The sequence below is a fragment of the Citrobacter sp. Cu096 genome, from assembly GCF_030332285.1.
GTDB lineage: Bacteria > Pseudomonadota > Gammaproteobacteria > Enterobacterales > Enterobacteriaceae > Citrobacter > Citrobacter meridianamericanus.
In genome coordinates this window covers 123,954-146,166 of the sequence record NZ_JAOWID010000022.1, presented here as the reverse complement: position 1 = coordinate 146,166, position 22,213 = coordinate 123,954, and the positions used below count along the sequence as shown (strand labels likewise).

At 51.0% G+C, this 22,213-nt stretch carries 17 protein-coding genes and 1 pseudogene; 10 read left to right on the top strand and 8 right to left on the bottom strand.

The window, feature by feature from the left end:
• Nucleotides 1-12 precede the first annotated feature (12 nt).
• On the top strand, nt 13-1,215 hold the full coding sequence (locus tag OGX99_RS07400; protein ID WP_286543099.1) for an acyltransferase family protein: 1,203 nt from the start codon (nt 13-15) through the stop codon (nt 1,213-1,215).
• Between the two features lie 73 nt (nt 1,216-1,288).
• Here the strand turns inward: OGX99_RS07400 and OGX99_RS07395 are convergent.
• Nucleotides 1,289-1,372, bottom strand: a pseudogene (locus tag OGX99_RS07395) (hypothetical protein); the annotation flags it as partial.
• Nucleotides 1,373-1,590: 218 nt separating this feature from the next.
• Nucleotides 1,591-4,377, bottom strand: a complete 2,787-nt coding sequence (torS, locus tag OGX99_RS07390) for a TMAO reductase system sensor histidine kinase/response regulator TorS (protein WP_286543097.1) — start codon at nt 4,375-4,377, stop codon at nt 1,591-1,593.
• A gap of 82 nt (nt 4,378-4,459) precedes the next feature.
• Here torS and torT point away from each other — a divergent pair, with 82 nt between their 5' ends.
• A complete protein-coding gene (torT, locus tag OGX99_RS07385; protein WP_286543095.1) occupies nt 4,460-5,485 on the top strand; it encodes a TMAO reductase system periplasmic protein TorT in 1,026 nt (341 codons plus the stop codon).
• Here torT and torR read toward each other — a convergent pair.
• Nucleotides 5,458-6,150 carry a two-component system response regulator TorR gene (torR, locus tag OGX99_RS07380; RefSeq protein WP_151218684.1) on the bottom strand — a complete coding sequence of 231 codons (693 nt, stop codon included), beginning with the start codon at nt 6,148-6,150 and terminating at the stop codon, nt 5,458-5,460. The genes torT and torR overlap by 28 nt on opposite strands.
• 131 nt (nt 6,151-6,281) lie before the next feature.
• Between torR and torC the strand changes: the two genes are divergently transcribed.
• The 3 genes from torC to torD are packed head-to-tail and all read left to right on the top strand — an operon-like array spanning nt 6,282 to nt 10,601.
• Entirely contained in the window at nt 6,282-7,460 is a 1,179-nt protein-coding gene (gene torC, locus OGX99_RS07375) for a pentaheme c-type cytochrome TorC (RefSeq protein WP_151218685.1), read from the top strand.
• Nucleotides 7,450-9,990, top strand: a complete 2,541-nt coding sequence (gene torA / locus OGX99_RS07370) for a trimethylamine-N-oxide reductase TorA (protein ID WP_252837977.1) — start codon at nt 7,450-7,452, stop codon at nt 9,988-9,990. Before torC ends, torA begins: the two co-directional genes overlap by 11 nt.
• Nucleotides 9,987-10,601, top strand: a complete 615-nt coding sequence (gene torD / locus OGX99_RS07365; RefSeq protein WP_286543093.1) for a molecular chaperone TorD — start codon at nt 9,987-9,989, stop codon at nt 10,599-10,601. The genes torA and torD overlap by 4 nt, the downstream gene beginning before the upstream one ends.
• Before the next feature lie 355 nt (nt 10,602-10,956).
• On the opposite strand, the gene uspF is transcribed toward torD, so the two are convergent.
• Nucleotides 10,957-11,385 (bottom strand): universal stress protein UspF, encoded by a 429-nt coding sequence (gene uspF / locus OGX99_RS07360; protein WP_187252863.1) that lies wholly within the window; start codon nt 11,383-11,385, stop codon nt 10,957-10,959.
• Between the two features lie 527 nt (nt 11,386-11,912).
• Here uspF and OGX99_RS07355 point away from each other — a divergent pair.
• Entirely contained in the window at nt 11,913-13,007 is a 1,095-nt protein-coding gene (locus tag OGX99_RS07355) for a NapC/NirT family cytochrome c (protein WP_151218688.1), read from the top strand.
• A gap of 20 nt (nt 13,008-13,027) precedes the next feature.
• Entirely contained in the window at nt 13,028-15,472 is a 2,445-nt protein-coding gene (locus OGX99_RS07350) for a trimethylamine-N-oxide reductase 2 (RefSeq protein ID WP_187252861.1), read from the top strand.
• Between the two features lie 68 nt (nt 15,473-15,540).
• Here the strand turns inward: OGX99_RS07350 and OGX99_RS07345 are convergent, their stop codons facing one another.
• The 4 genes from OGX99_RS07345 to cusR all read right to left on the bottom strand — a co-directional run bounded on the left by OGX99_RS07345 (nt 15,541) and on the right by cusR (nt 18,884).
• Nucleotides 15,541-16,344, bottom strand: coding sequence for an MBL fold metallo-hydrolase (locus OGX99_RS07345; RefSeq protein WP_286543090.1), 804 nt, complete (start codon nt 16,342-16,344; stop codon nt 15,541-15,543).
• Between the two features lie 83 nt (nt 16,345-16,427).
• The gene (locus OGX99_RS07340) at nt 16,428-16,637 is read right to left on the bottom strand and encodes a PcoE/SilE family metal-binding protein (protein WP_187253028.1); all 210 of its coding nucleotides are present in this window, start codon (nt 16,635-16,637) and stop codon (nt 16,428-16,430) included.
• A gap of 122 nt (nt 16,638-16,759) precedes the next feature.
• Nucleotides 16,760-18,211, bottom strand: coding sequence for a Cu(+)/Ag(+) sensor histidine kinase (locus OGX99_RS07335; protein ID WP_286543088.1), 1,452 nt, complete (start codon nt 18,209-18,211; stop codon nt 16,760-16,762).
• Nucleotides 18,201-18,884, bottom strand: a complete 684-nt coding sequence (gene cusR / locus OGX99_RS07330; RefSeq protein WP_151218692.1) for a copper response regulator transcription factor CusR — start codon at nt 18,882-18,884, stop codon at nt 18,201-18,203. Before cusR ends, OGX99_RS07335 begins: the two co-directional genes overlap by 11 nt.
• A gap of 195 nt (nt 18,885-19,079) precedes the next feature.
• Here cusR and OGX99_RS07325 point away from each other — a divergent pair, with 195 nt between their 5' ends.
• From OGX99_RS07325 to OGX99_RS07315, 3 genes are all read left to right on the top strand, one after another.
• Nucleotides 19,080-20,462 carry an efflux transporter outer membrane subunit gene (locus OGX99_RS07325; RefSeq protein ID WP_252837978.1) on the top strand — a complete coding sequence of 461 codons (1,383 nt, stop codon included), beginning with the start codon at nt 19,080-19,082 and terminating at the stop codon, nt 20,460-20,462.
• A 32-nt stretch (nt 20,463-20,494) separates the two neighbouring features.
• Nucleotides 20,495-20,842, top strand: a complete 348-nt coding sequence (gene cusF, locus OGX99_RS07320) for a cation efflux system protein CusF (RefSeq protein ID WP_151218694.1) — start codon at nt 20,495-20,497, stop codon at nt 20,840-20,842.
• A gap of 76 nt (nt 20,843-20,918) precedes the next feature.
• Nucleotides 20,919-22,211: an efflux RND transporter periplasmic adaptor subunit gene (locus OGX99_RS07315; protein ID WP_286543086.1), complete on the top strand. Its 1,293-nt coding sequence runs from the start codon at nt 20,919-20,921 to the stop codon at nt 22,209-22,211.
• Nucleotides 22,212-22,213: the final 2 nt, after the last annotated feature.

Sequence of the window (22,213 nt, the reverse complement as noted above, 5' to 3'; positions counted from 1 at the left end):
TGAGCATTAGCGATGAGTAAATCAAACATATTTGTTCTTGATGGAGTGAGAGGGGTGGCTGCTATCGCAGTTGTCCTCTCTCACGCTTTTGTCATGTTCGCACCATGGATGCATTCAGGGGCAGCGCTTAAAAATGAGTTGGAAGCTGCTATTTTTAACTCACCATTTAAGTTTTTCTACAATGGCAGCTCTGCTGTCGCTATATTTTTTGTCCTTAGCGGCATTGTGCTCTCTATGAGTTGCTTAAAAAGAAATGTTGCATATGAGTATGTTAGAGATGCGGCACTTAAACGATACATACGCCTTGGCCTTCCGGTGTTCTTCTCGGTTATGGTTTGTTTTCTGTTTGCAGTATCTGGAGCGTTCAAAGCGAATGCAGATGTTGCAAGGCACGTTCCTCTGGCTGCTGAGTTCCTTTTTGATCCGACGCTAAAAGGGGCGTTGTGGGATGGTGCTTTTGGTGCAATGCTATTTGGTGTTACTCCATATAATTATGTTCTGTGGACGATAAGTGTAGAATTCTTCGGATCGTTGTTGGTTTACGCAACTCTTGCATTATTTGGAAGAGATAAGAATTTATTGCGTATAGCTTCATTTGCGGCTTTTATATTTCTTACCTTTCACCAAAATGATTTTGCTGTGTTTTATGGTCTATTTATGGCTGGTGTATTTATCTCAACTTTTGAAATAAACTACACATCAACATTAAAAACTAAATTGATATCTCTTACTCTGTTGGCTTTAGGTCTTTATCTGATGGGATATACATCAGCAAGCAAATCTTATCAATTTATTCTTTCACTATTTGTAAGTATGGAAAGTAGTGGAATTAAAGTTTCATGGATGCTTCCTCTTGGTGTTGGTGCAATTCTTGTCATAACAAGTATTTTTGTTGATTGCTCAGTCTTGAGATTTCTTGCAAAACAGCCTTTCAAGTTTTTCGGTAAAATGTCGTTTTCAGTTTACCTGCTTCACCCTATTTTCCTTGCGCTAATTGGCCCTTATATCTGGAATTATACTGGGCAAACATCGCAGGGTGCCTTGATTGCTTTTGTGTCAGTAACAGCAGCAACGCTTTTGGCAAGCACTATTTTTTATAAGTTTGTTGATAAAAAATCAATCGAGCTTTCAGCTAATTTCGCTTCATTCATTGACCGGGTAATATCACGTAAGAAGGGTGTTAAAGTCGATCTTGTAGAGGACGTCACTCGATAAAAATTGCTAGCCCGGCAGATTGCCATCAATTGTCGGGCCATCAATGGATGGAATGATGTTCCACGTCATCCGATTACGACACCTTATCATCCAACCAATCCGCCCACCACTGCATCATCTCCCTGCGCGTATCAAGGTAAGCTGCGTGGTTGTACACTGATCAGGTAATGCTGAGTTCGATGATAGCCAGGTGATATGAGACAAAAATGGGACGCAAAGGCTTTTATATACCTTTCGACCAATTTCTATCTTTTTCTAAGGTGGGACGTGTGAACGCAGTGTTGGCTGGGTATGTTATTGACTTAGAAGGTAGTTCTAGGAACTTCTAAGCCGTAGGTCGTAGGTTCGAATCCTACAGGGCGTACCATTTCAACCTCACTTCAGATGTTCTGCTGCAGCGAACCGCGACAGCTTTTCCTTTTCCAGCCAGCGTTCTAATTCATAAAGGCTTTGTTGTATCTCTTCTCTGAGTGAAAAATCGCCTGACGGCTGCTGCTCAAGCTCTGCACACATTCTACTGGCAGAGCGCATCCCCATGCTGGCGCAACTGCTTTTTAACTGATGTGCCAGACGTTTTATCTGCTCGTACTCTTGGGCTGCGCGCGTAGTGTCAATGTCATCCAATAAAGGAAGGGTATGTTGCTTAAAGAGCGCTAACCATTCCTGCACCTTTTGCCACCCCATTATCTGGATATCCCCGGCTAATTGCTGGGTATCTAATCGTTCGTTGCTATGGACTGATACCCTCGGGAGAGAGGCATTCCCGTGAAGATAAAGCATAATTAGCCGACTGAGTTCATCCCGGGGAACCGGTTTTTGAATGATGCCGAGAAACAGGGTGCTGGTTCTTTGACTTAGCGTTTCGTCAATGACATGTGCGCTAAAGCCGATCAGGTTTAGCGTCGGGTACTCGCGGGTTAACTGCTGCGCCAGCGTGATGCCGTCGATATCAGGAAGATCGAAATCAACCAGAGCGGCATTATACTGGGCGTCTTGCTGCAGTTGCGTTAGCGCGGCAGCGGCATTGTCGACAGCGGTGACTTGAGCGCCATTGAGAGTGAGCATTTCCGCGCTGATGCGTTGCGTGAGAGGATTATCCTCAATAAGCAGTAAGCGCAAACCCTGCAACGACAGAGAACGTGGAACGGATTTCGCTACCGGCATCGCACCAGGCCGAAGTGGCAGACGTAAACGAAAGCAGCTTCCGACTCCTGGTGTGCTGGTGACACTTAATTCACCTTGCATCGCCTGCGCGAGGCTGGCGCTGATAGTGAGCCCAAGCCCGGTTCCTCCACGTTTACCGCTTACCTGAACAAACGGCTGAAAAATATCGTGCTGGCGAGCAGGATCAATTCCGCATCCCGTATCTTCAACCTCAATATACCAGTCCTGTTCTTCACGCCGACTACGCAGGATGATGTGCCCTCGATCGGTAAAGCGTAGTGCGTTGTTTAATAAGTTAGTAATGATTTGCCGGATGCGGCGCGGATCGCCGCGCAGGGAATCGGGTATATCGTCGGCAAAATCCGCAACCAGTTTGACCGGGCGACCGGCAACGCGGCCGTGCATGAGCTGAAGCGTACTTTCCAGCAACGGTTTGGGCTCAAAGGGTTCATCGCCGATCGCCACATTTTTTCCGCCCGCTTCGATGGCGGAATAGTCGAGGATATCGTTGAGTATGGTCAGCAGCGACTCGCCAGAGTCGGTGATTGCGTGCAGATTCTCCTGGTGCTGCGCCAGTGCAGGATTCTCTGAGAGCAATTGCGCAGTCCCGAGGATCCCATACAGCGGGGTGCGTATTTCATGGCTCATCGCGGCAAGAAACGCCGATTTTGCCTGGTTGGCTTTCTCGGCTTCAGCACGCGCGTGTCGGTGTTCCGACACCATAGAACGCAGCTCGGCTGTACGAGCTTTAACCTGAGCGGCCAGATGTTCGCGATGGCTATTGAGGGCGTGCACGCTGCCACGAAATGCATCCATCAACCGCCCAATGGTATCCAGTTCGCGAACGCCTGCGGTTTCCGGAAATGGGGAATCAATATCGCCTTCAAGCAAACGCTGTAACGCCTGGGTTTGCTGCGCCAACGGGCGCGTGACTGAGCGATAAACCACGCGCCAAAGAATAATAATCAACAGGCACAATGATACTACGCCTAACAGCAGCAGCAGCGTTTGCCCGCGCTGGCTGGCCTGTTTGAGATGCGCCAGCCCGGTCTGATTGCGTTGGCCAATGGTTTCCACCAATTGACTGACTTCGCTGCTAAAGCGGATAAATTGCTCAATATTGTTCTGCGATAAAATCTGTAAGCGGGTGGTGATGTCATTATCCTGACGATACAGGGCCAGCAGCTCGACATAACGGCCAATTGTATTCACGGCATCGGCAACCTGAGTGCGTACCACCGGATCTTCAATGCGTATTTGTCGGCGGTGCAGCACTCTGACTGCAGCATTCAACTGAGTTTCCAGCGCCGCCAGGTTATTCTGCGCCTGGTTATTCCCCAGATTCATCACCATTTGCTGCACGCGAAGCGCGCTCAGCCGCAGTTCATTCATCTGGTTATAATATTCCAGATCGATATCGATAAGCCTGTCGAGAGCGTTTTCTGCCGCTTTACCCTGATGACTCTCAATTAAATCATAAATGCTTGCCTGCGTGGCACCTGCCGAGGTGGCGGCATTGCTGGCCTGACCGCGCGCCATTTCGGCAACGTCGGCGGTAGCCTCAACCAGTTTTTGGCTGAGCTGTTGCTGTTGATCGCGTAGTCTCAGACGTTCACCAACCATTTCTCCCTGATGGCTTAACGACTGGGCGATCTCTTTTTCCTGCTGTTCAATAGCTGAGGTGTCAAAACCCTGTTCGCGAAGGGTTTTTAATAATGCGGTTATTTTCAGGCTTTGGGCGGTTAACATGCGCCCCTGCGCCAGCCACATATTTTCATTATCTGCGGTGGTCAGATTCTGCGCGGAAAACAGTTCCCAGGCGCTGGCTTCGCTGAGCTGGCGCGCCATGTCCATAGTCGGGATCAGGGCCTGGGTATTGGCCTGCTCAACCTGACTGACAAAACGCAGGTTATACCAGCCTACCAGCGTACTCATGAGGGTCAGTGTCGCCATCAGCGCGAAGCCTATCCACAGTCGTTTGGTCAGAGATAAATTCACGGTCTGGTCGCCACAGATTAAAAAGGTTGAGTCCGAAAGAGGAATGCAACTAGGATAAAGCCTTATCAATGTTGAGGCTATCATGCGCGTATTGGTTTTCCTGCTGATCACACTTTTTCCCGGCTTAAGTCATGCGGCCGGGTCCGCACTGCTGCGCTGGCAGGACACCCGGCAGGCAGTCTCGGCGACGCAGACGGACCTTACTGCAAGCAAAGTCTGGAAACTGTGCGCGTTATATCCCAGCCTGAAGGATTCCTACTGGCTTTCCGTGAATTACGGCATGCTTGAGGCGGCAAAAAAATATGGAGTAAGCCTTAAGGTGTTCGAGGCGGGAGGGTATCGCCAGTTCGACACACAAAAAACACAAATCGCCCAGTGCCAGCAATGGGGCGCGGATGCCATTTTATTGGGCAGCAGCACAACGACTTTTCCGGATTTGCAGGCGCAGGTTGGTACGCTGCCGGTTATTGAGGTGGTTAATGCTCTCCACGACGCGGCGGTAAAAGCCCGGGTGGGGGTTCCATGGTTCCAGATGGGTTACCAGCCAGGCCGCTATCTGGTTAAGTGGAGCGCGGGCAAACCGTTAAAGGTCTTATTATTGCCTGGGCCTGATGATGCCGGAGGCAGTCGTGAGATGGTGGATGGATTCCGCCAGGCGATTGCTGGCAGTCAGGTGCAGATTGTGGATGTGGCGTTGGGAGACAATGATATTGAAGTTCAGCGCAACCTGTTGCAGGAGATGCTGGAGCGTCACCCGGATGTCGACGTGGTTGCGGGTACGGCTATTGCTGCGGAAGCGGCGATGGGGGAGAGGCGCAATCAGGGCGCGCCGTTAACCGTTGTCTCATTTTATCTTTCGCATCAGGTGTATCGCGGGCTTAAACGCGCAAGAATCATTATGGCCGCCAGCGATCAAATGGTCTGGCAAGGTGAACTGGCGATTCAACAGGCCATCAGGGTGTTACAAGGGCAGCCGGTGCCGGAAAATATCAGCCCACCGATCCTGATACTCACCCCGAAAAATGCCGACAGCCAGCATATTAAGCACTCGCTGTCACCCGGCGGATTCCGTCCTGTGTATCAGTACACGTCAGCTGCTAAAAAGTAGCCTTCCCCGTGCTGCGTTACCAGTAAATCAGCCCGCAGCTTGTGGCGTAAACGGCGGATCAGTACGTCCACGGTGCGTAAGTCAGGATTGTCTACCCGTCGTGCTGACAGCATGCGCAGTAAACGTTCGCGACTGAGAATTTCCCCTGGATTGGTAACAAAAGCGACCAGCATTTCATACTCGGCGCGGGTGAGTTTGATTGCCTCATCGCCCAGTTCCAGGGTATGGCGGGAAACGTTCAGACAATATCCGGCAAACTGATAGCAGTTGTCTTTGGTCTCCGGTTGCGCCTGGCGGGCAAGGTCGATACGCCAAAGCAAATTTTTCACCCGTACCACCAGTTCACGTAGCTCCAGCGGCTTAGTGACATAATCATCGGCCCCCATTTCCAGGCCAACGATACGGTCAATTTGGTCACAGCGACCCGTCACCAGAATGATCCCCACCGTCGAGCGTTCACGCAGAGCGCGGGTTAGCATTAAGCCATTTTCATCCGGGAGGTTGATATCTAACAGAATGAGATCGACGGCGTGCTGCGACATGATTTCACGTAGGCCAGCACCGCTGGCTGCGACCGAGACCTGATAACCTTCCTGTTCAAAATAGGCCTGTAACCGTGCCTGTGTAACGGGCTCATCCTCAACAATGACAATGTGATGCGACATCCTGTTTGCTGTCTCTTTCTGTTCATATCTGTTCACATTGTGCCGTAAGCCATTCATCATGACCAGTGTTGCCGTTCATATTTGCGAAATAAGATCCTCTGTAACTAAACCATAAAAATACAGGGGCTATTATGCGGAAACTATGGAGGGCGCTGCTCAGACCGAGCGCACGTTGGTCAGTGTTAGCGCTGGTGGTCATCGGGATTGTGGTCGGTATCGCGCTGATCGTCTTGCCGCACGTGGGTATTAAATTAACCAGTTCAACCGAATTTTGCGTGAGTTGCCACAGCATGCAGCCGGTTTACGAAGAATATAAACAGTCAGCGCATTTTCAGAATGCCTCCGGGGTGCGCGCAGAGTGTCATGATTGCCACATTCCATCAGATATCCCAGGCATGGTGAAACGTAAGCTGGAAGCGAGTAACGATATTTACCAGACCTTTGTTGCCCACTCTATTGATACTCCTGAAAAATTCGAGGCCAAGCGCGCCGAGCTGGCGGAGCGTGAATGGGCGCGAATGAAGGAGAACAACTCCGCAACTTGTCGTTCCTGTCATAACTATGACGCGATGGATCATGCGAAACAGCATCCTGAAGCCGCGCGCCAGATGAAGATTGCGGCTAAGGATAATCAATCTTGTATCGACTGCCATAAAGGTATTGCGCATCAGCTTCCCGATATGAGCAGCGGTTTCCGCAAGCAGTTTGACCAGTTACGCGCCAATGCAAACGACGACGGCGATACGCTCTACTCTCTGGACATCAAACCTATCTATGCCGCCAAGGGTGATAAAGAACCTGCAGGTTCACTGCTGCCCGCTTCGGAAGTGAAAGTGTTAAAGCGTGACGGCGACTGGCTGCAAATTGAAATTGTGGGCTGGACTGAGAGTGACGGACGTCAGCGCGTGCTGGCGCAATTGCCGGGCAAGCGCATTTTTGTGGCCTCTATTCGCGGCGACATCCAACAGCACGTGAAAACGCTGGAGCAAACCACCGTTGCAGAAACGAACACGCAATGGAGCAAGCTGCAGGCCACTGCCTGGATGCAGAAGGGCGATATGGTCAACGACATTAAGCCTATCTGGGCTTATGCCGATTCGCTCTATAACGGAACCTGTAATCAGTGCCACGGCGCGCCTGAGAAAGAGCATTTTGACGCCAACGGCTGGATTGGCACGTTGAACGGCATGATTGGCTTTACCAGTCTGGACAAACGTGAAGAACGTACCTTGCTGAAATACTTGCAGATGAATGCCTCTGACACCTCGGAAAAGCCGCATGGCGATAAAGGAGAAAGCAATGAAAAATAACGATCTCTTTCAGGCTTCTCGCCGACGTTTTCTGCTGCAGTTGGGCGGTTTGACTGTAGCCGGTATGTTAGGACCTTCTCTGCTCACACCGCGTAGCGCCAACGCCGCAGAGGTGCAGGGCGCTGGCGTAAAAGAGGGGATCCTGACCGGATCTCACTGGGGGGCAATCCGCGCCACCGTAGTTGATGGTCGGTTTATTGAGGCCAAACCGTTTGAACGCGATAAGTATCCGTCAAAAATGATCGCTGGACTGCCGGATCACGTGCATGGTAACGCGCGTATTCGCTATCCAATGGTCCGCGTTGATTGGTTGCGTAAACGTCATCAGAGCGATACCACGCAGCGTGGAGATAATCGCTTTGTGCGCGTTTCGTGGGATGAAGCGCTGGATTTCTTCTACCAGGAGCTGGAACGCATTCAGAAGACCTATGGCCCAAGCGCGCTGCTAACAGCCAGCGGCTGGCAATCTACCGGCATGTTCCACAATGCTTCCGGGATGCTGGCACGTGCCATTGCGCTGCATGGTAACAGCGTGAGCACTGGGGGCGACTATTCTACCGGTGCGGCTCAGGTCATTCTGCCGCGCGTGGTAGGGTCAATGGAGGTATATGAGCAGCAGACTTCCTGGCCGCTGGTGCTGCAAAACAGCAAAACGATTGTGCTGTGGGGCTCCGATCTGATTAAAAACCAGCAGGCGAACTGGTGGTGTCCGGATCATGATGTCTATGAATACTACGAGCAACTGAAGGATAAGGTAGCGCGTGGTGAGATTTCGGTCATCAGCGTTGACCCGGTCGTCACCTCAACGCATGACTATCTGGGCCGCGACAAGGTTAAGCACATTGCCGTGAACCCGCAGGCCGATGTGCCGCTACAGCTGGCGCTCGCACATACGCTCTATACCGAGAAGCTCTACGACCAACATTTCCTTGATACCTACTGTGTTGGGTTTGAGCAGTTTCTGCCTTATCTGCTGGGTGACAGTGACGGACAGCCTAAAGATGCCCAGTGGGCGGAAAAACTATGTGGTATCGATGCCGACACAATCCGTGAACTGGCGCGGCAGATGGCGAGCGGAAGAACGCAGATTATCGCCGGCTGGTGCGTCCAGCGTATGCAGCATGGGGAACAGTGGGCGTGGATGATCGTGGTGCTGGCCTCGATGCTCGGACAAATCGGTTTACCCGGCGGCGGCTTTGGCTTTGGCTGGCACTATAACGGTGCGGGAACGCCGGGGCGTAAAGGGATTATCCTGAGCGGTTTTTCTGGCTCCACCACCGTGCCTCCTGTGCATGACAGCACCGATTATAAGGGCTATAGCAGCACCATCCCGATCGCGCGTTTTATCGATGCGATTCTGGAGCCGGGCAAAAACATTAACTGGAACGGCAAAACCGTCAAGTTGCCGCCGTTGAAGATGTGCGTTTTTGCCGGGACCAACCCTTTCCATCGTCACCAGCAGATCAATCGTATTATTGAGGGCTGGCGTAAGCTGGAAACGGTTATCGCCATTGATAATCAATGGACCTCGACTTGTCGATTCGCTGACATCGTATTGCCCGCGACGACCCAGTTTGAGCGTAACGATCTCGACCAGTATGGCAACCACTCCAACCGTGGCATTATCGCCATGAAACAGCTGGTGCAGCCACAATTTGAAGCGCGTAATGATTTCGATATTTTCCGCGATCTCTGCCGCCGTTTTAATCGTGAAGAAGCGTTCACCGAAGGGCTGGATGAGATGGGCTGGTTGAAACGGATCTGGCAGGAAGGAAGCCAGCAGGGGAAAGGGCGTGGTGTTCATCTTCCGGCTTTTGATGTTTTCTGGAATCAGCAAGAGTACGTTGAATTCGAACATCCGCAGATGTTTGTACGTCATCAGGCCTTCCGCGAAGATCCCGACCTTGAGCCGCTCGGCACGCCGAGCGGTTTAATCGAGATTTTCTCCAAAACCATTGCCGATATGCAGTATGACGACTGCCAGGGGCATCCGATGTGGTTCGAGAAAATCGAACGCTCACACGGTGGACCCGGTTCGCAGCGTTGGCCGCTGCATTTGCAATCCGTGCACCCGGATTTCCGTCTGCACTCGCAGCTTTGTGAGTCTGAAGCGCTGCGTAAGCATTATGCGGTAAGTGGTAAAGAGCCGGTGTTTATCAACCCGCAGGATGCCAGCGTCAGAGGAATTCACAATGGCGATATTGTCCGTGTGTTTAACGCACGTGGACAAGTACTGGCCGGGGCGGTTGTCTCCGACCTCTACTCGCCGGGTGTGGCGCGTATTCATGAAGGTGCGTGGTACGATCCTGATAACGGCGGGGAAACCGGAGCGCTGTGTAAATACGGCAATCCGAACGTGTTAACGATCGATATCGGCACGTCTCAGCTGGCGCAGGCGACCAGCGCCCATACTACGCTGGTGGAAATTGAGAAATACACCGGCAAAGTGGATAACGTGACGGCGTTCAGCGGCCCGATCAAAATGGTGGCGCAGTGCGAATATGTTCCGGCAGAGAAGGTGACGTCATGACGAAACACTCTTCCCTGACAACAGAACAAATGGCCTGCGTGTACGCCTGGCTGGCGCAGCTGTTTTCCCGGGAGCGTGACGATGAAAGCCTGGCGCTTTTACAGTCCAGCGAAATGGCGGATTGGTTCGCGGTGTTAAAAGTTGAACCGTTGCTTGAGGCGCAGGTCCTTTTACTGGAGGAAAAAACTGCTGCGCTGAAGGCGCGTGAAGACGCCACTCTGGAACTGGCGGCTGATTTTTGCAGCCTGTTCCTGATGTCGGATAAACACGCGGCGTTACCCTATGCGTCGGCTCATCTTGAAGGCGGGCCGAACTACGGAGTCATTAAACAACTGTTATCCGATGCGGGCATGCAGGTAAGCGATGCGTTTAGCGAGTCAGCCGATCATGTGGCTATTTTTATTGAATTGCTGAGCCATTTGCACTTTTCTCTGGGGGAGTCGGAGCTAAACCCTCAGCGTGTTGATGCGTTACGCAGAGAGACGCTGACGGGGTTGTTACGCTGGTTACCGGACTTCACCGCCAAATGCTGTCGGTATGATGCCTTTGGTTTTTACGGCGCGCTAAGTCAGCTGTTGCTGGCTTTGGTCAGGCTGGATAATCAGAGCTGAGAGCAGCATATCCGGAGGTAATGAATTTGTTGCCTCCGTCGTATTGCTACGTTCACCTTATGTTTTTCACTTCTCTGAAACGATACTGCCTGTGAACGTGTTAAGGGTACTATCGCCGTACCCTTAACAATCCCGGCCTTACGGAAACACGTCGGCAATTTTCAGCCGGACCAGTCCACACCTGACCTCCTACGCTTTTATTTGAAAAATCGCTGAACAGCAAAACAAATTTAACTGGAAATCAGGGCGTTGAAGCGATGACCTCGTTACGGCTGTTCCACTCTCAGTTATTTCCAGGGTCATTCATCTTCGTGAACTGAATGGCATTAGCACATTCGCTCCCATTTTACTCATCTCACCGCACAACCAGCACCGGACATTTCGCATGGCGTACCACGGCTGCTGCCGTTGAACCCAGCAGATAAGTGCTAAAACCGGGTTTATGTGAGGCGATGATAATAAGCTCGGCGTCTACTGATTCCGCCAGTTTGAGGATCTGATCCTTTGGCGGGCCGTAAACGACATGAGTTTGACTCCTGCCTGCAGGAATATTGAACTGCTTAACAATCTCTTCAAGTTTTTCGCTGGCCTTGGCCTGCAGACCACTTCTATCCGGGAATTCAGTTGAATAGGCCAGCCCCAGCGAGGCATAAAACGGAACGGTAGGAATAACGGCTAAAAAGTGGACCTTCGCGGTTTTGGCATGCGCCTGGACCTGTGGAACAACATGGCGGGTTAAATCGGTTTCAGAGATATCAATGGGCACCAGAATTGAGCGATACATATTCACTACCTCCTGTTTGTTTACCTCTCCCCTAAGTGTAGCGAAAGTTGTTACTGTATAATAAGTGACCAGATCAAGGTTAGGTGCATAAATGTGTTTCAATGAAAGATATGTGCCGCAAATCCTGGCGCGATGTATGTCTGATCAAAACCGCAAGGGGATATTTTCTTTAACACTCACGATTGCTAAATAGTAAAGGGGGCGTTTTTTACTTCCCTTCATTATATATTTAATTATATAACGAGTATTGTTAAGGGGAGAATTTTATCGACGCTACACAGCCATCCATCTTTTATTCTGATTTTTTAATTATCAATAGATTAATAAACCTTAAGTGTAGATTAAAATTCTGATTTTAATCTAAATTTGGTATTTACATTTCGTTCTCATTAAATATGCGAGTCCCTTCAAACTTAACCGCATGCTAATTCTCATTTCTCTCTTCAGTTGATGAATATCAATAAGCAGCTGCTTTTGGATAATTATTGTCTACCTATAAAAGGGTATTCGTCTTGTGGGAATAAAAGATGAGAAAAATAAATAAAACAATCCTCTGGACGATGCTGCTGTGCGTTGTTCTGGGGGGCATTATTGTATTGGCTGGGCAATGGACATTACACAAAACTTCGAGCACGGAATTCTGTTTGTCTTGCCATACGATGCAGGCCCCCTATGAGGAATATACCGGCTCGGTTCACTTCCAGAATCAGAAAGGCATTCGCGCAGAGTGCGCGGACTGTCATATCCCGCAAGGGGGACTGGACTACCTGGTGGCTAAGCTGCGGGCCTCAAAAGATGTTTACCATCAGTTCATAACCAAAAAGATCGATACTCCGGAAAAATATGAAGAACACCGTCTGGAGATGGCGCAAACCGTCTGGGCCCAGCTTAAGGCAAGTGATTCTGCGACCTGCCGGAGCTGTCACAGCATGGACGCGATGGACCTTGCCGCACAGAGTGCGGATGCCCAGAAAATGCACAAAATGGGCATCACAGAAAAGCAAACCTGTATTGATTGCCACAAAGGGGTCGCTCACTTCCCACCCGAAGTCAAAATGGATGACAGCGCGCTCAAAGGGCTTGAAGCGCAGTCAGCCTCCACTCCAGCTTCGGCAACTGAGCTTTATGCCGTAAGCAATACCGCGCTGGGCGATCTGGGAACCGTTTACCCGGCAACACAAATGCAGGTTCTGAAAACAACGGACAATACGCGACTGGTTGAGATTCGTGGTAGCCAGATGCAGGGAAGTGAACAGGTCATTTACTACGCGGCAGGACAGCGTTTGATTCTTGCCAGCCTGAGTGAAAAAGGTCAGCAGTCGCTGAAGATTCTCTCCGACTGGAAAAAAGATGATTACGGTAATGCCTGGCGAGATGTCGTGCTGCAGGGCGAATGGAGCGGTTCGGCCCTCGCCAGCCGCGAGCCTATGTGGGATTACGCACGCAAACTCGACAATGTGTACTGCGCGGGCTGTCATGCGCCAATTCCGGCGAATCATTTCACGCTCAACGCCTGGCCTTCAGTGGCAAAAGGGATGGGTGCTCGTACCAATATCAGTGAAAACGAACTGGATATCCTGAGCCGTTACTTCCAGTACAACGCTAAAGACATGAATAAATAAGCGATAAATCAGGAGAAATCATGAAACTCACAAGACGTGACTTTATCAAGACGGCTGGCGCGGCAACCGGAACAATGGCGATTTCTTCGGTGATCCCAATGCCAGCCTGGGCCGAAGGTCAAAATGGCGGAGCGATCCTGACGGCAGCGCGTTGGGGCGCGGTATACGTAGAAGTAAAAGACGGCAAAGTGGTTTCCTCAAAAGGTGCATTGCCTAAGACGGTGCCGAACTCGCTACAGCAAACCGCACCGGATCAGGTCCATACCAATATCCGCGTAAAATATCCGATGGTGCGCAAAAGCTATCTGGAAAACCCGGGTAAAGCGGATGGTAAACGTGGAAACGATCCCTTCGTGCGGGTTAGCTGGGAGCAGGCGCTGAAGCTCATTCATGAGCAGCATAGCCGGATCCGTAGCAGCTATGGCCCGTCCTCAATATTTGCCGGTTCTTATGGCTGGCGCTCCAGCGGGGTTCTGCATAAAGCGCAAACCTTACTGCAACGCTATATGAGCATGGCGGGTGGCTACGCCGGTCATACCGGAGATTATTCAACCGGGGCCGCGCAGGTGATCATGCCTTACGTTGTGGGATCGGTTGAAGTTTATGAGCAGCAAACCACCTGGCCGATGGTGCTAGAGCACAGTCAGGTCGTGGTGCTGTGGGGGATGAACCCGCTAAACACCCTCAAGATTGCCTGGAGCAGCACGGATGAACAGGGGATTGAATACTTTAATCTGCTGAAGAAATCAGGCAAAAGTGTCATTGCCATCGACCCGATGCGTTCTGAAACCATCGAATTCTTTGGTGATAATGCCACCTGGATTGCGCCACATATGGGGACCGATGTGGCGATGATGCTGGGGATCGCCCATACACTGGTGAAGAAAAATCTCCACGACAAAGCCTTCCTGGAAAAATACACCACCGGATACCCGCAGTTTGAAGAGTATTTACTCGGCAAGAGCGACAAAATAGAGAAAACCGCCGAGTGGGCTTCCGGCGTGTGCGGCGTACCCGCTGAGCAACTGGAGAAGCTGGCGGAAATTTTCTCCAGCAATAAAACGATGCTCATGGCGGGTTGGGGGATTCAGCGCCAGCAATATGGTGAGCAAAAACATTGGATGCTGGTAACGCTGGCGGCGATGCTGGGGCAAATTGGCACCGAAGGCGGCGGCTTCGGGTTCTCGTATCACTATTCCAACGGCGGTAACCCAACACGCACCGGTGGGGTATTGCCAGCCATCTCCGCCAAAATTGAAGGCGGGTCATCAGCGGGCAACGACTGGGCGGTTTCCGATGCGGTGACCAGCCTGCCGGTAGCGCGAATTGTTGAAGCGCTGGAAAACCCTGGCGGCAAATATCAGCATAACGGTAAAGAGCAAACTTTCCCGGATATCAAAATGATCTGGTGGGCGGGCGGCGCTAACTTTACCCATCATCAAGATACCAACCGCTTAATCAAAGCCTGGCAGAAGCCTGAGCTGGTTGTCATCTCTGAGTGCTACTGGACCGCAGCAGCCAAACACGCCGATATTGTTCTGCCGATCACCACGTCGTTCGAGCGCAACGATCTGACCATGACCGGTGACTATAGTAACCAGCATCTGGTACCGATGAAGCAGGTCATCGCGCCGCAGTTTGAAGCACGTAGCGACTTTGACGTATTTGCCGATCTGTCTGAGATGCTCAAGCCGGGAGGAAAAGCGGTTTATACCGAGGGCAAAGACGAAATGGCGTGGCTGAAGCAGTTCTATGATGTCGCGCAAAAAGCCGCCCGTGCCCAGCGCGTCGCCATGCCTCAGTTCAATGCGTTCTGGGAGCAGAACAAACTGATTGAAATGCGTGAGAATGAAAAGAACAACAAATATGTGCGCTACGCAGAATTCCGCAGCGATCCGGTGATGAATGCACTCGGAACGCCGAGTGGTAAGATAGAAATCTACTCGAAAACGATTGAAGGCTATCAGTACAAAGACTGCCCGCCGCATGCGTCATGGATTGAACCGGATGAGTGGAAAGGAACGGCGGATAAGGATCAGCTGCAGCTACTGACGGCGCATCCGGCACATCGTCTGCACAGTCAGTTGAACTACGCGTCGTTGCGTAAAGAGTACGCGATTGCTGATCGGGAGCCGGTAACAATTCACCCGGATGATGCGAAAGCCAGGGGCATTGTTGAGGGCGATCTGGTACGCGTATGGAATGCGCGTGGCCAGGTGCTGGTTGGCGCCCACGTCAGTGATGGCATCAAACCGGGAATCATCTGTATCCATGAAGGCGCCTGGCCGGATATCGAAAACGGCATCTGCAAAAACGGCGGCGCGAACGTGCTGACGGCGGATATCCCGACGTCAAGGCTGGCGAATGGCTGTGCGGGGAATACCAGTCTGGTATACGCAGAAAAATTCACCGGTGAAGCACCAAAACTCACTGTTTTTGATGAACCCGCAATCGTCACTATGTAATGGTGGTTGATAAACGGGAACCGAAAGGTTCCCGTTTTTTATTGCTGCTTTGGCAATGTTTACTGTCGTTACTCTGCCAGCACAATGACATCTCCCGTTGCCGGGGCGTCAGATCCCGGTAGCCACAAGCGTCCCCACGAACCGGTGCAATGACAGCCGAGCAGCTTTTCCGGTTGCTGTTGCTTAATAAACTTTCGCGTCCGCCATAGTTTAGCGGGGGAGGCTGCGCGTAAATGGAATCCGCCGATGACGGCGTAAATTTTGTTAACGCCGGTGATGTTTTGGCAATGGCGTACGATATTCTCAATTCCCCGATGCCCGCAGCCGGTAATGATGACTAATCCGCGTTCAGATTTATAAATCAATACGCCTTCATCGCTGATGTAATCCGGTTGAGGCGTTTTCTCACTAATAACGCCATAGGCCTGCGGAGTGGGAACGCTAATTTCCCCGGACCATAAAAATCGATCGCTAATAGCCAATGGTTTGCGGGTGTATTCCATCACAAGTCGAGAGTAGTCGTTATCGCGGGAGAGTTTTTTTATTTTTCGCGGCGTTCCCGCAAGAGTTATTGAGGCGTAACGCTCACAGGCGATTTGAGGATGGCAAATAACACGACTGTTATCCGCAAGCCACGGCACGCCGCCACAATGATCGTAATGGCCGTGCGAAAGCACCACGGCGTCAAGCTGCGATAAATCAACCCCCATTTGCGCGGCGTTAAGTATGAAGCTGTCGTCCGGCCCGGTATCAAACAGTATGGTGGTGGTTTTATCCTGAACCAACAGACTGAGTCCAGGCTTTGCCCGTAATGATTTATCTGCGCCAGTCGCGCGCCAGTTTTCAAGCAATACCGTGAGGGTTAAAGCCACATCTGACTCCAGTATTAAAACGGCATACTTTAGCTCAGGGTTATTGTGAGCGCTGTGATCGCAGCGCTCTTTAGCGTTATCTGTTACTGCACACAGTTTGCCTGTGCGCGGTGTTTTTCCGCCTGCTGCTCATGGGCATAGGAATGACCATTATTCATCGACTGATGTACTACCATCGCTTTTTCATGTTCATTCATTTGTGAGAATGATTGTGCGTGGGGTGACGTTTCTGCTGCATTAACGCCAGCAGAGATAAAAAACGCGATAGCGAAAAAAGAGGATATCTTGTTCATCATATTTCTCCTGTATGGGTTTACGGAAGAAATTATAAAGAGCGAGGACAGTCAGTGACGTGACAGGATTATGACGGTTGTGTCAGAGAATAAGGATGACGCCGAAACGTCATCACCAGGAATTATACTGCGTGCTTGGGTAGCGTCAGAATAAAGCGGGTGGAGCGGGCATCGGAGGTGACCGCCACTTTTCCTTGATGGGCGATGACAATTGATTTCACAATCGCCAGCCCAATACCGCTGCCTTCACCTTTACGCTGGCGTGAAGGGTCTACCCGGTAAAATCGGTCAAAGAGTCGGGGGAGATGCTGAGGGGGGATTGGGGGGCCGGGATTTTCCACGACTATCTGGACCTGGTCATCCGCGTCTTTCACTCGCACGGTGACCGACTCGCCTTTTGGCGCGTAGCGCAGGGCGTTTGAAAGCAGATTACTCACCGCCCGGCGTAGCATTAACGGGTCGCCTGAAACCCAGCATGCGCGTCCTTCAAAACGTAAGCCGACCTCGCGCTCTTCTGCCCAGGCTTCGAAAAAGTCGAACACTTTCCCCACCTCATCAGCCAGATTCAGCGCTGTCTTCTCCGGGATTAGCTGATTATTGTCCGCCTGCGCCAGAAACAGCATGTCACTGACCATTTTCGACATACGACCAAATTCTTCGAGATTGGAATACAGCACGTCTTCCAGCTCTTTTTGGCTGCGGGTCTGGCTGAGCGCAATTTCCGTTTGTGTGACCAGATTGGTGATGGGGGTGCGGATCTCATGGGCAATATCCGCCGAGAAATTCGACTGACGTTTAAATACGTCCTCGATACGCTCGATCATGTGATTAAACGAACTGACCAGTTGTTCCAGTTCAATAGGCACAGCCTGCGGATCGAGACGCACATCGAGATCTTTCGAGGTGATATTTTGGATGCGGCGACTGACGTTACGGATCGGTTCATGACCTTTGTACACGGCGAACAGCACGATAAAAACAATCATCATGCTAATTAGCGATGCCGTCATAATCAGTTTGTTTTTCAGGTCGTTAATATAGTGCAAATGAAAGTCTATCGATAACGCCAGATACAGCGTATACGCCGCTTTTCCATCAGCAAGCTGTCCTACCGGCAGGCGAATCATTCGCCAGTTCGACGACGTTTTCTGTCCATGAAGATGTTGGGATGTTTGTAGCGTTGGGCCAGAGATAATAAAAACATCACTGACATGGGCATTTTTATCCGGCTTTGCGCTGGCGATAAATTGCCGGAGATCCGGGGCATTGGGCGAATGAAAAATAGCCTTCTGATTGCTATCTTCCAGCGAAATAATGACGTTCGAGTAACCTGCTACCACGTTTTTTAGCGTTTCCAGACGACGTGATTCTGGCTCATTGGGTTGGTTAATAATTCGCTCCAGCGTGGCGCTGATCTGTTGTAAATCATTAATGTCCTGTTCGGCGAAATGGACCTTAACAGAGTGGATCATTATCCATGCAAAGGCGAAAAATGAAGCGATGGTCGCCAGGCTGATAAAAAAGGTCAGTCGTGTTGCCAGCGAAAAAGGGCGTCGCCATCGTTTACCGCGCATCGGGAACCTCAAGCATATAGCCCACACCGCGCACGGTCTGAATCAGTTTTGGCTCAAAGTCGTTATCAATTTTGGCGCGCAGACGCTTCACGGCGACGTCGATGGCATTGGTATCACTGTCAAAATTCATGTCCCAGACCTGGGAGGCGATCAGCGAGCGGGGTAACACTTCCCCCTGATGGCGCAGAAAAAACTCAAGCAGGGTAAACTCTTTGCTGGTCAGGGTGATGCGTGTACCGCTACGGATGACTTTTCTGCTCACCAGATCAACTATTAAATCTGCGACCTGAAACTGGCTTTCGACGATCACCGCCGCGCCCCGGCGCAGCAGCGTTCTGACCCGCGCCAGCAGCTCAGCGAAGGCGAACGGTTTAACCAGGTAATCATCCGCGCCGAGCTCCAGACCTTTAACCCGATGTTCAATGGTGCCCAGCGCGGTGAGAAGAAGAATGGGCATCCCTTTGTTGGCGGAACGCAGCATCCGCACGATATCCCAGCCGTTTACGTCCGGCAGCATGATGTCGAGTATGAGCAGGTCGTAATCGCCGGTCATCGCAAGATGGTACCCGTTCAGGCCGTTATCCGCTAAATCCACGACAAAACCCGCCTCCGTCAGGCCTTTCGTCAGGTATTCACCGGTTTTTTTCTCATCTTCGACTATCAAAACCTTCATCGTATTCTCCTTCACGCACAGGGTGTGCGGACTTTCAATTCTAGGGATGCGGGATCGGATAGCAAACGGTTATTGGGAAAATGACAGTTTTGTCATTTTCCTGTCACCGCTTAAACAGAGTCGTTTCGTTAAAGTACAACACTATAAATTCCCACTTATTTCAGGGTCATCAGTCCGGTCAGGACGAGAAGAACTATGAGCAAATTTAAGCTTCTTACCCTCAGCGCGATATTCATTCTCGCCGGTTGTTCATTGGCTCCAGAATATCAGCGCCCGGCGTTGCCGGTACCGCAACAATTCTCCTTGAGCCAGAATGCCCTGATTTCTGCACCGATGGGATATCAGGACACGGGGTGGCGGACTTTCTTCGTTGACTCACAGGTAAAGGCGCTGATTGGCGAGGCGCTGGTCAACAACCGCGATCTACGTATGGCTGTGCTGAAAGTTCAGGAGGCGAGAGCGCAATATGGGGTCACGGACGCCGATCGCTACCCGCAAATAACGGCAGGTTCCAGCAGTACTTACAGCGGTAAATTAAAAGGCGATACCAGCACAAAGAAAGAATTCGAGGCCGGGCTGAATCTCAGTTTCGATCTGGACTTCTTTGGTCGGCTGAAGAATATGAGTGAAGCCGAGCGACAGAACTTCTTTGCCAGCGAAGAGGCGCGTCGGGCAGTACACATCTCATTAATCTCCAATGTATCGCAAAGTTATTTCAATCAGCGTCTGGCGTATGCGCAGCTTAAAATCGCCGAGGAAACGCTGCAAAACTATCAGCGTTCTTACGCTTTTGTGGAGAAACAACTGCTAACCGGCAGCACCAACGTATTGGCGCTGGAACAGGCGTGGGGCGTGATTGAAAGCACACGCAGCGAAATCGCGAAGCGTAAAGGCGAACTGGCGCAGGCGAACAACGCGCTGCAACTGTTGCTGGGCACATACGGGAAATTACCCAACGACCAGATGCGCAGCCACGGGGATATTAAACCCGTAACGCTGCCACCATCGCTCTCGTCACAAATACTGTTGCAGCGCCCGGATATTTTGGAAGCAGAGCACGGATTAATGGCGGCGAATGCCAATATCGGCGCTGCACGGGCAGCGTTTTTCCCGTCAATAACCTTGACCAGTTCTGTGTCCAGTAGCAGCAGCGATCTCTCCAGCCTATTTAATGCCGCCAGCGGCATGTGGAATTTTGTCCCCAAAATAGATATTCCCATTTTTAACGCCGGACGTAATCAGTCCAATCTCGACCTCGCTGAAATTCGCCAACAGCAATCGGTGGTGAATTATGAACAAAAAATACAGAACGCATTTAAAGAGGTGGCGGATGCGCTGGCGTTGCGCCAAAGCATTGCCGATCAAATTAGCGGCCAGCAGCGTTATCTGCAGTCATTGCAAATCACGCTGCAACGCGCCAGAGCGCTTTATCAACATGGTGCGGTTAGTTATATCGAAGTCCTGGACGCCGAACGTTCTTTATTCGCCACGCAGCAATCGCTGCTCGATCTTAATTACGCCCAGCAGGTTAATGAAATTAAGCTGTTTGCTGCCTTAGGCGGCGGTTGGGTGGAGTAATCCTTAATATTAATTTTTCAGGAGCATTAATAATGAATACTACTGCCAAAGCCGTGTTGTTTAGCCTTTTCTCTGCGGTCATGTTTAACGCTCAGGCCAATGAGCATCAACATGGAGAGATGATGAGTATGCAGCCAGCAGCTCAACAGGAACAGGTCATTAGCGCCACTGGGGTGGTTGAATCTGTTGATATGGAAAGTAAAAAAATCACGATTAAACATGACCCTATTCCGGCAGTGAACTGGCCGGCCATGACCATGCGTTTCACGCTGGTTGCTGACACTAAAGCTGACGATATTCAGTCCGGCGATAAGGTGGCGTTTACGTTTATTCAGCAGGGTAATCTCTCTGTGCTACGCGATATTCATATCAGTAAATAACGTTCCCGTAGGTCTCTTTTATTCTTGCCCGGATTCTTCGTAATGCGGGTGAGACTATCGCGCAATGGAAATCACTATGGCGTCTTTAACGATTAAAAATACCGCGCTTATTCTCGCCAGCATGATTGCCGGTGGGGTTATTTCTGTCGGTATTTATACTTATTATTCATCAGCAAAAATAACGTCTGAAACCGGGCAGACTTCGCAAAAAGAAGACAGAAAAGTGTTGTTCTGGTACGACCCCATGTATCCGAATACGCGCTTTGATAAGCCGGGTAAATCGCCGTTTATGGATATGGACTTGATCCCGAAATATGCCGATGAAGAGACCGCGAGCGTGTCAGCGACTGGTGTGCGCATCGACCCCACTCAGACCCAGAATTTAGGGCTAAAAACTGAACCAGTGCGTCGTGGGCCATTGCACTATGCGCAAACTTTCCCGGCTAACGTAAGCTACAACGAATACCAGTTCGTTATTGTTCAGGCTCGCTCTGCAGGTTTTATCGAGAAGGTATACCCGCTAACCGTGGGTGACAAAGTTAAGCAAGGTGCGCCGCTTATCGACCTGACGATCCCTGACTGGGTTGAGGCACAGAGCGAATATTTATTGCTGCGAGAGACCGGCGGCAGTGCGACGCAGGTGGAAGGGATTCTGGAGAGATTACGTCTGGCCGGTATGCCTGAGGCGGATATCCAGCGCTTAATATCGACACGTAAAATTCAGACTCGCTTTACCCTGAAAGCCCCCATTGATGGGGTGATCACCACATTCGATTTACGTACCGGAATGAACATTTCCAAAGACAATGTGGTTGCGAAAATTCAGGGGATGGATCCGGTTTGGGTCAGCGCGTCGGTTCCGGAATCCATCGCCTGGCTGATTAAAGACGCCTCGCAATTTACTATCACTGTGCCCGCCTGGCCGGATAAGCCTTTCACCATCAGCAAGTGGAGTATCTTACCCAGCGTTGATGCTACCACGCGTACGCTCCAGATCCGTTTACAGGTCGATAATCCTGACGAGGCGCTCAAACCGGGGATGAATGCTTACCTGCAACTGAAAACGCAAAGCGAACCGATGTTGCTAATTCCCTCTAAGGCATTGATAGATACTGGCACCGAGCAGCGGGTGATCACCGTCGATAACGACGGTCGATTTGTGCCGAAACAGGTTACAGTATTCCATGATTCTCAAGGACTTACTGCTATTCGATCAGGTCTGACTGAAGGTGAAAAAGTGGTCTCCAGCGGTCTGTTCCTGATTGATTCCGAGGCGAATATCTCCGGCGCACTGGACCGCATGCGTGCGCAGAACAGTGGTGCGCAAGACGCCGCCGCAATGCCAGCCCAGGCGACCCATTCACACTGAGG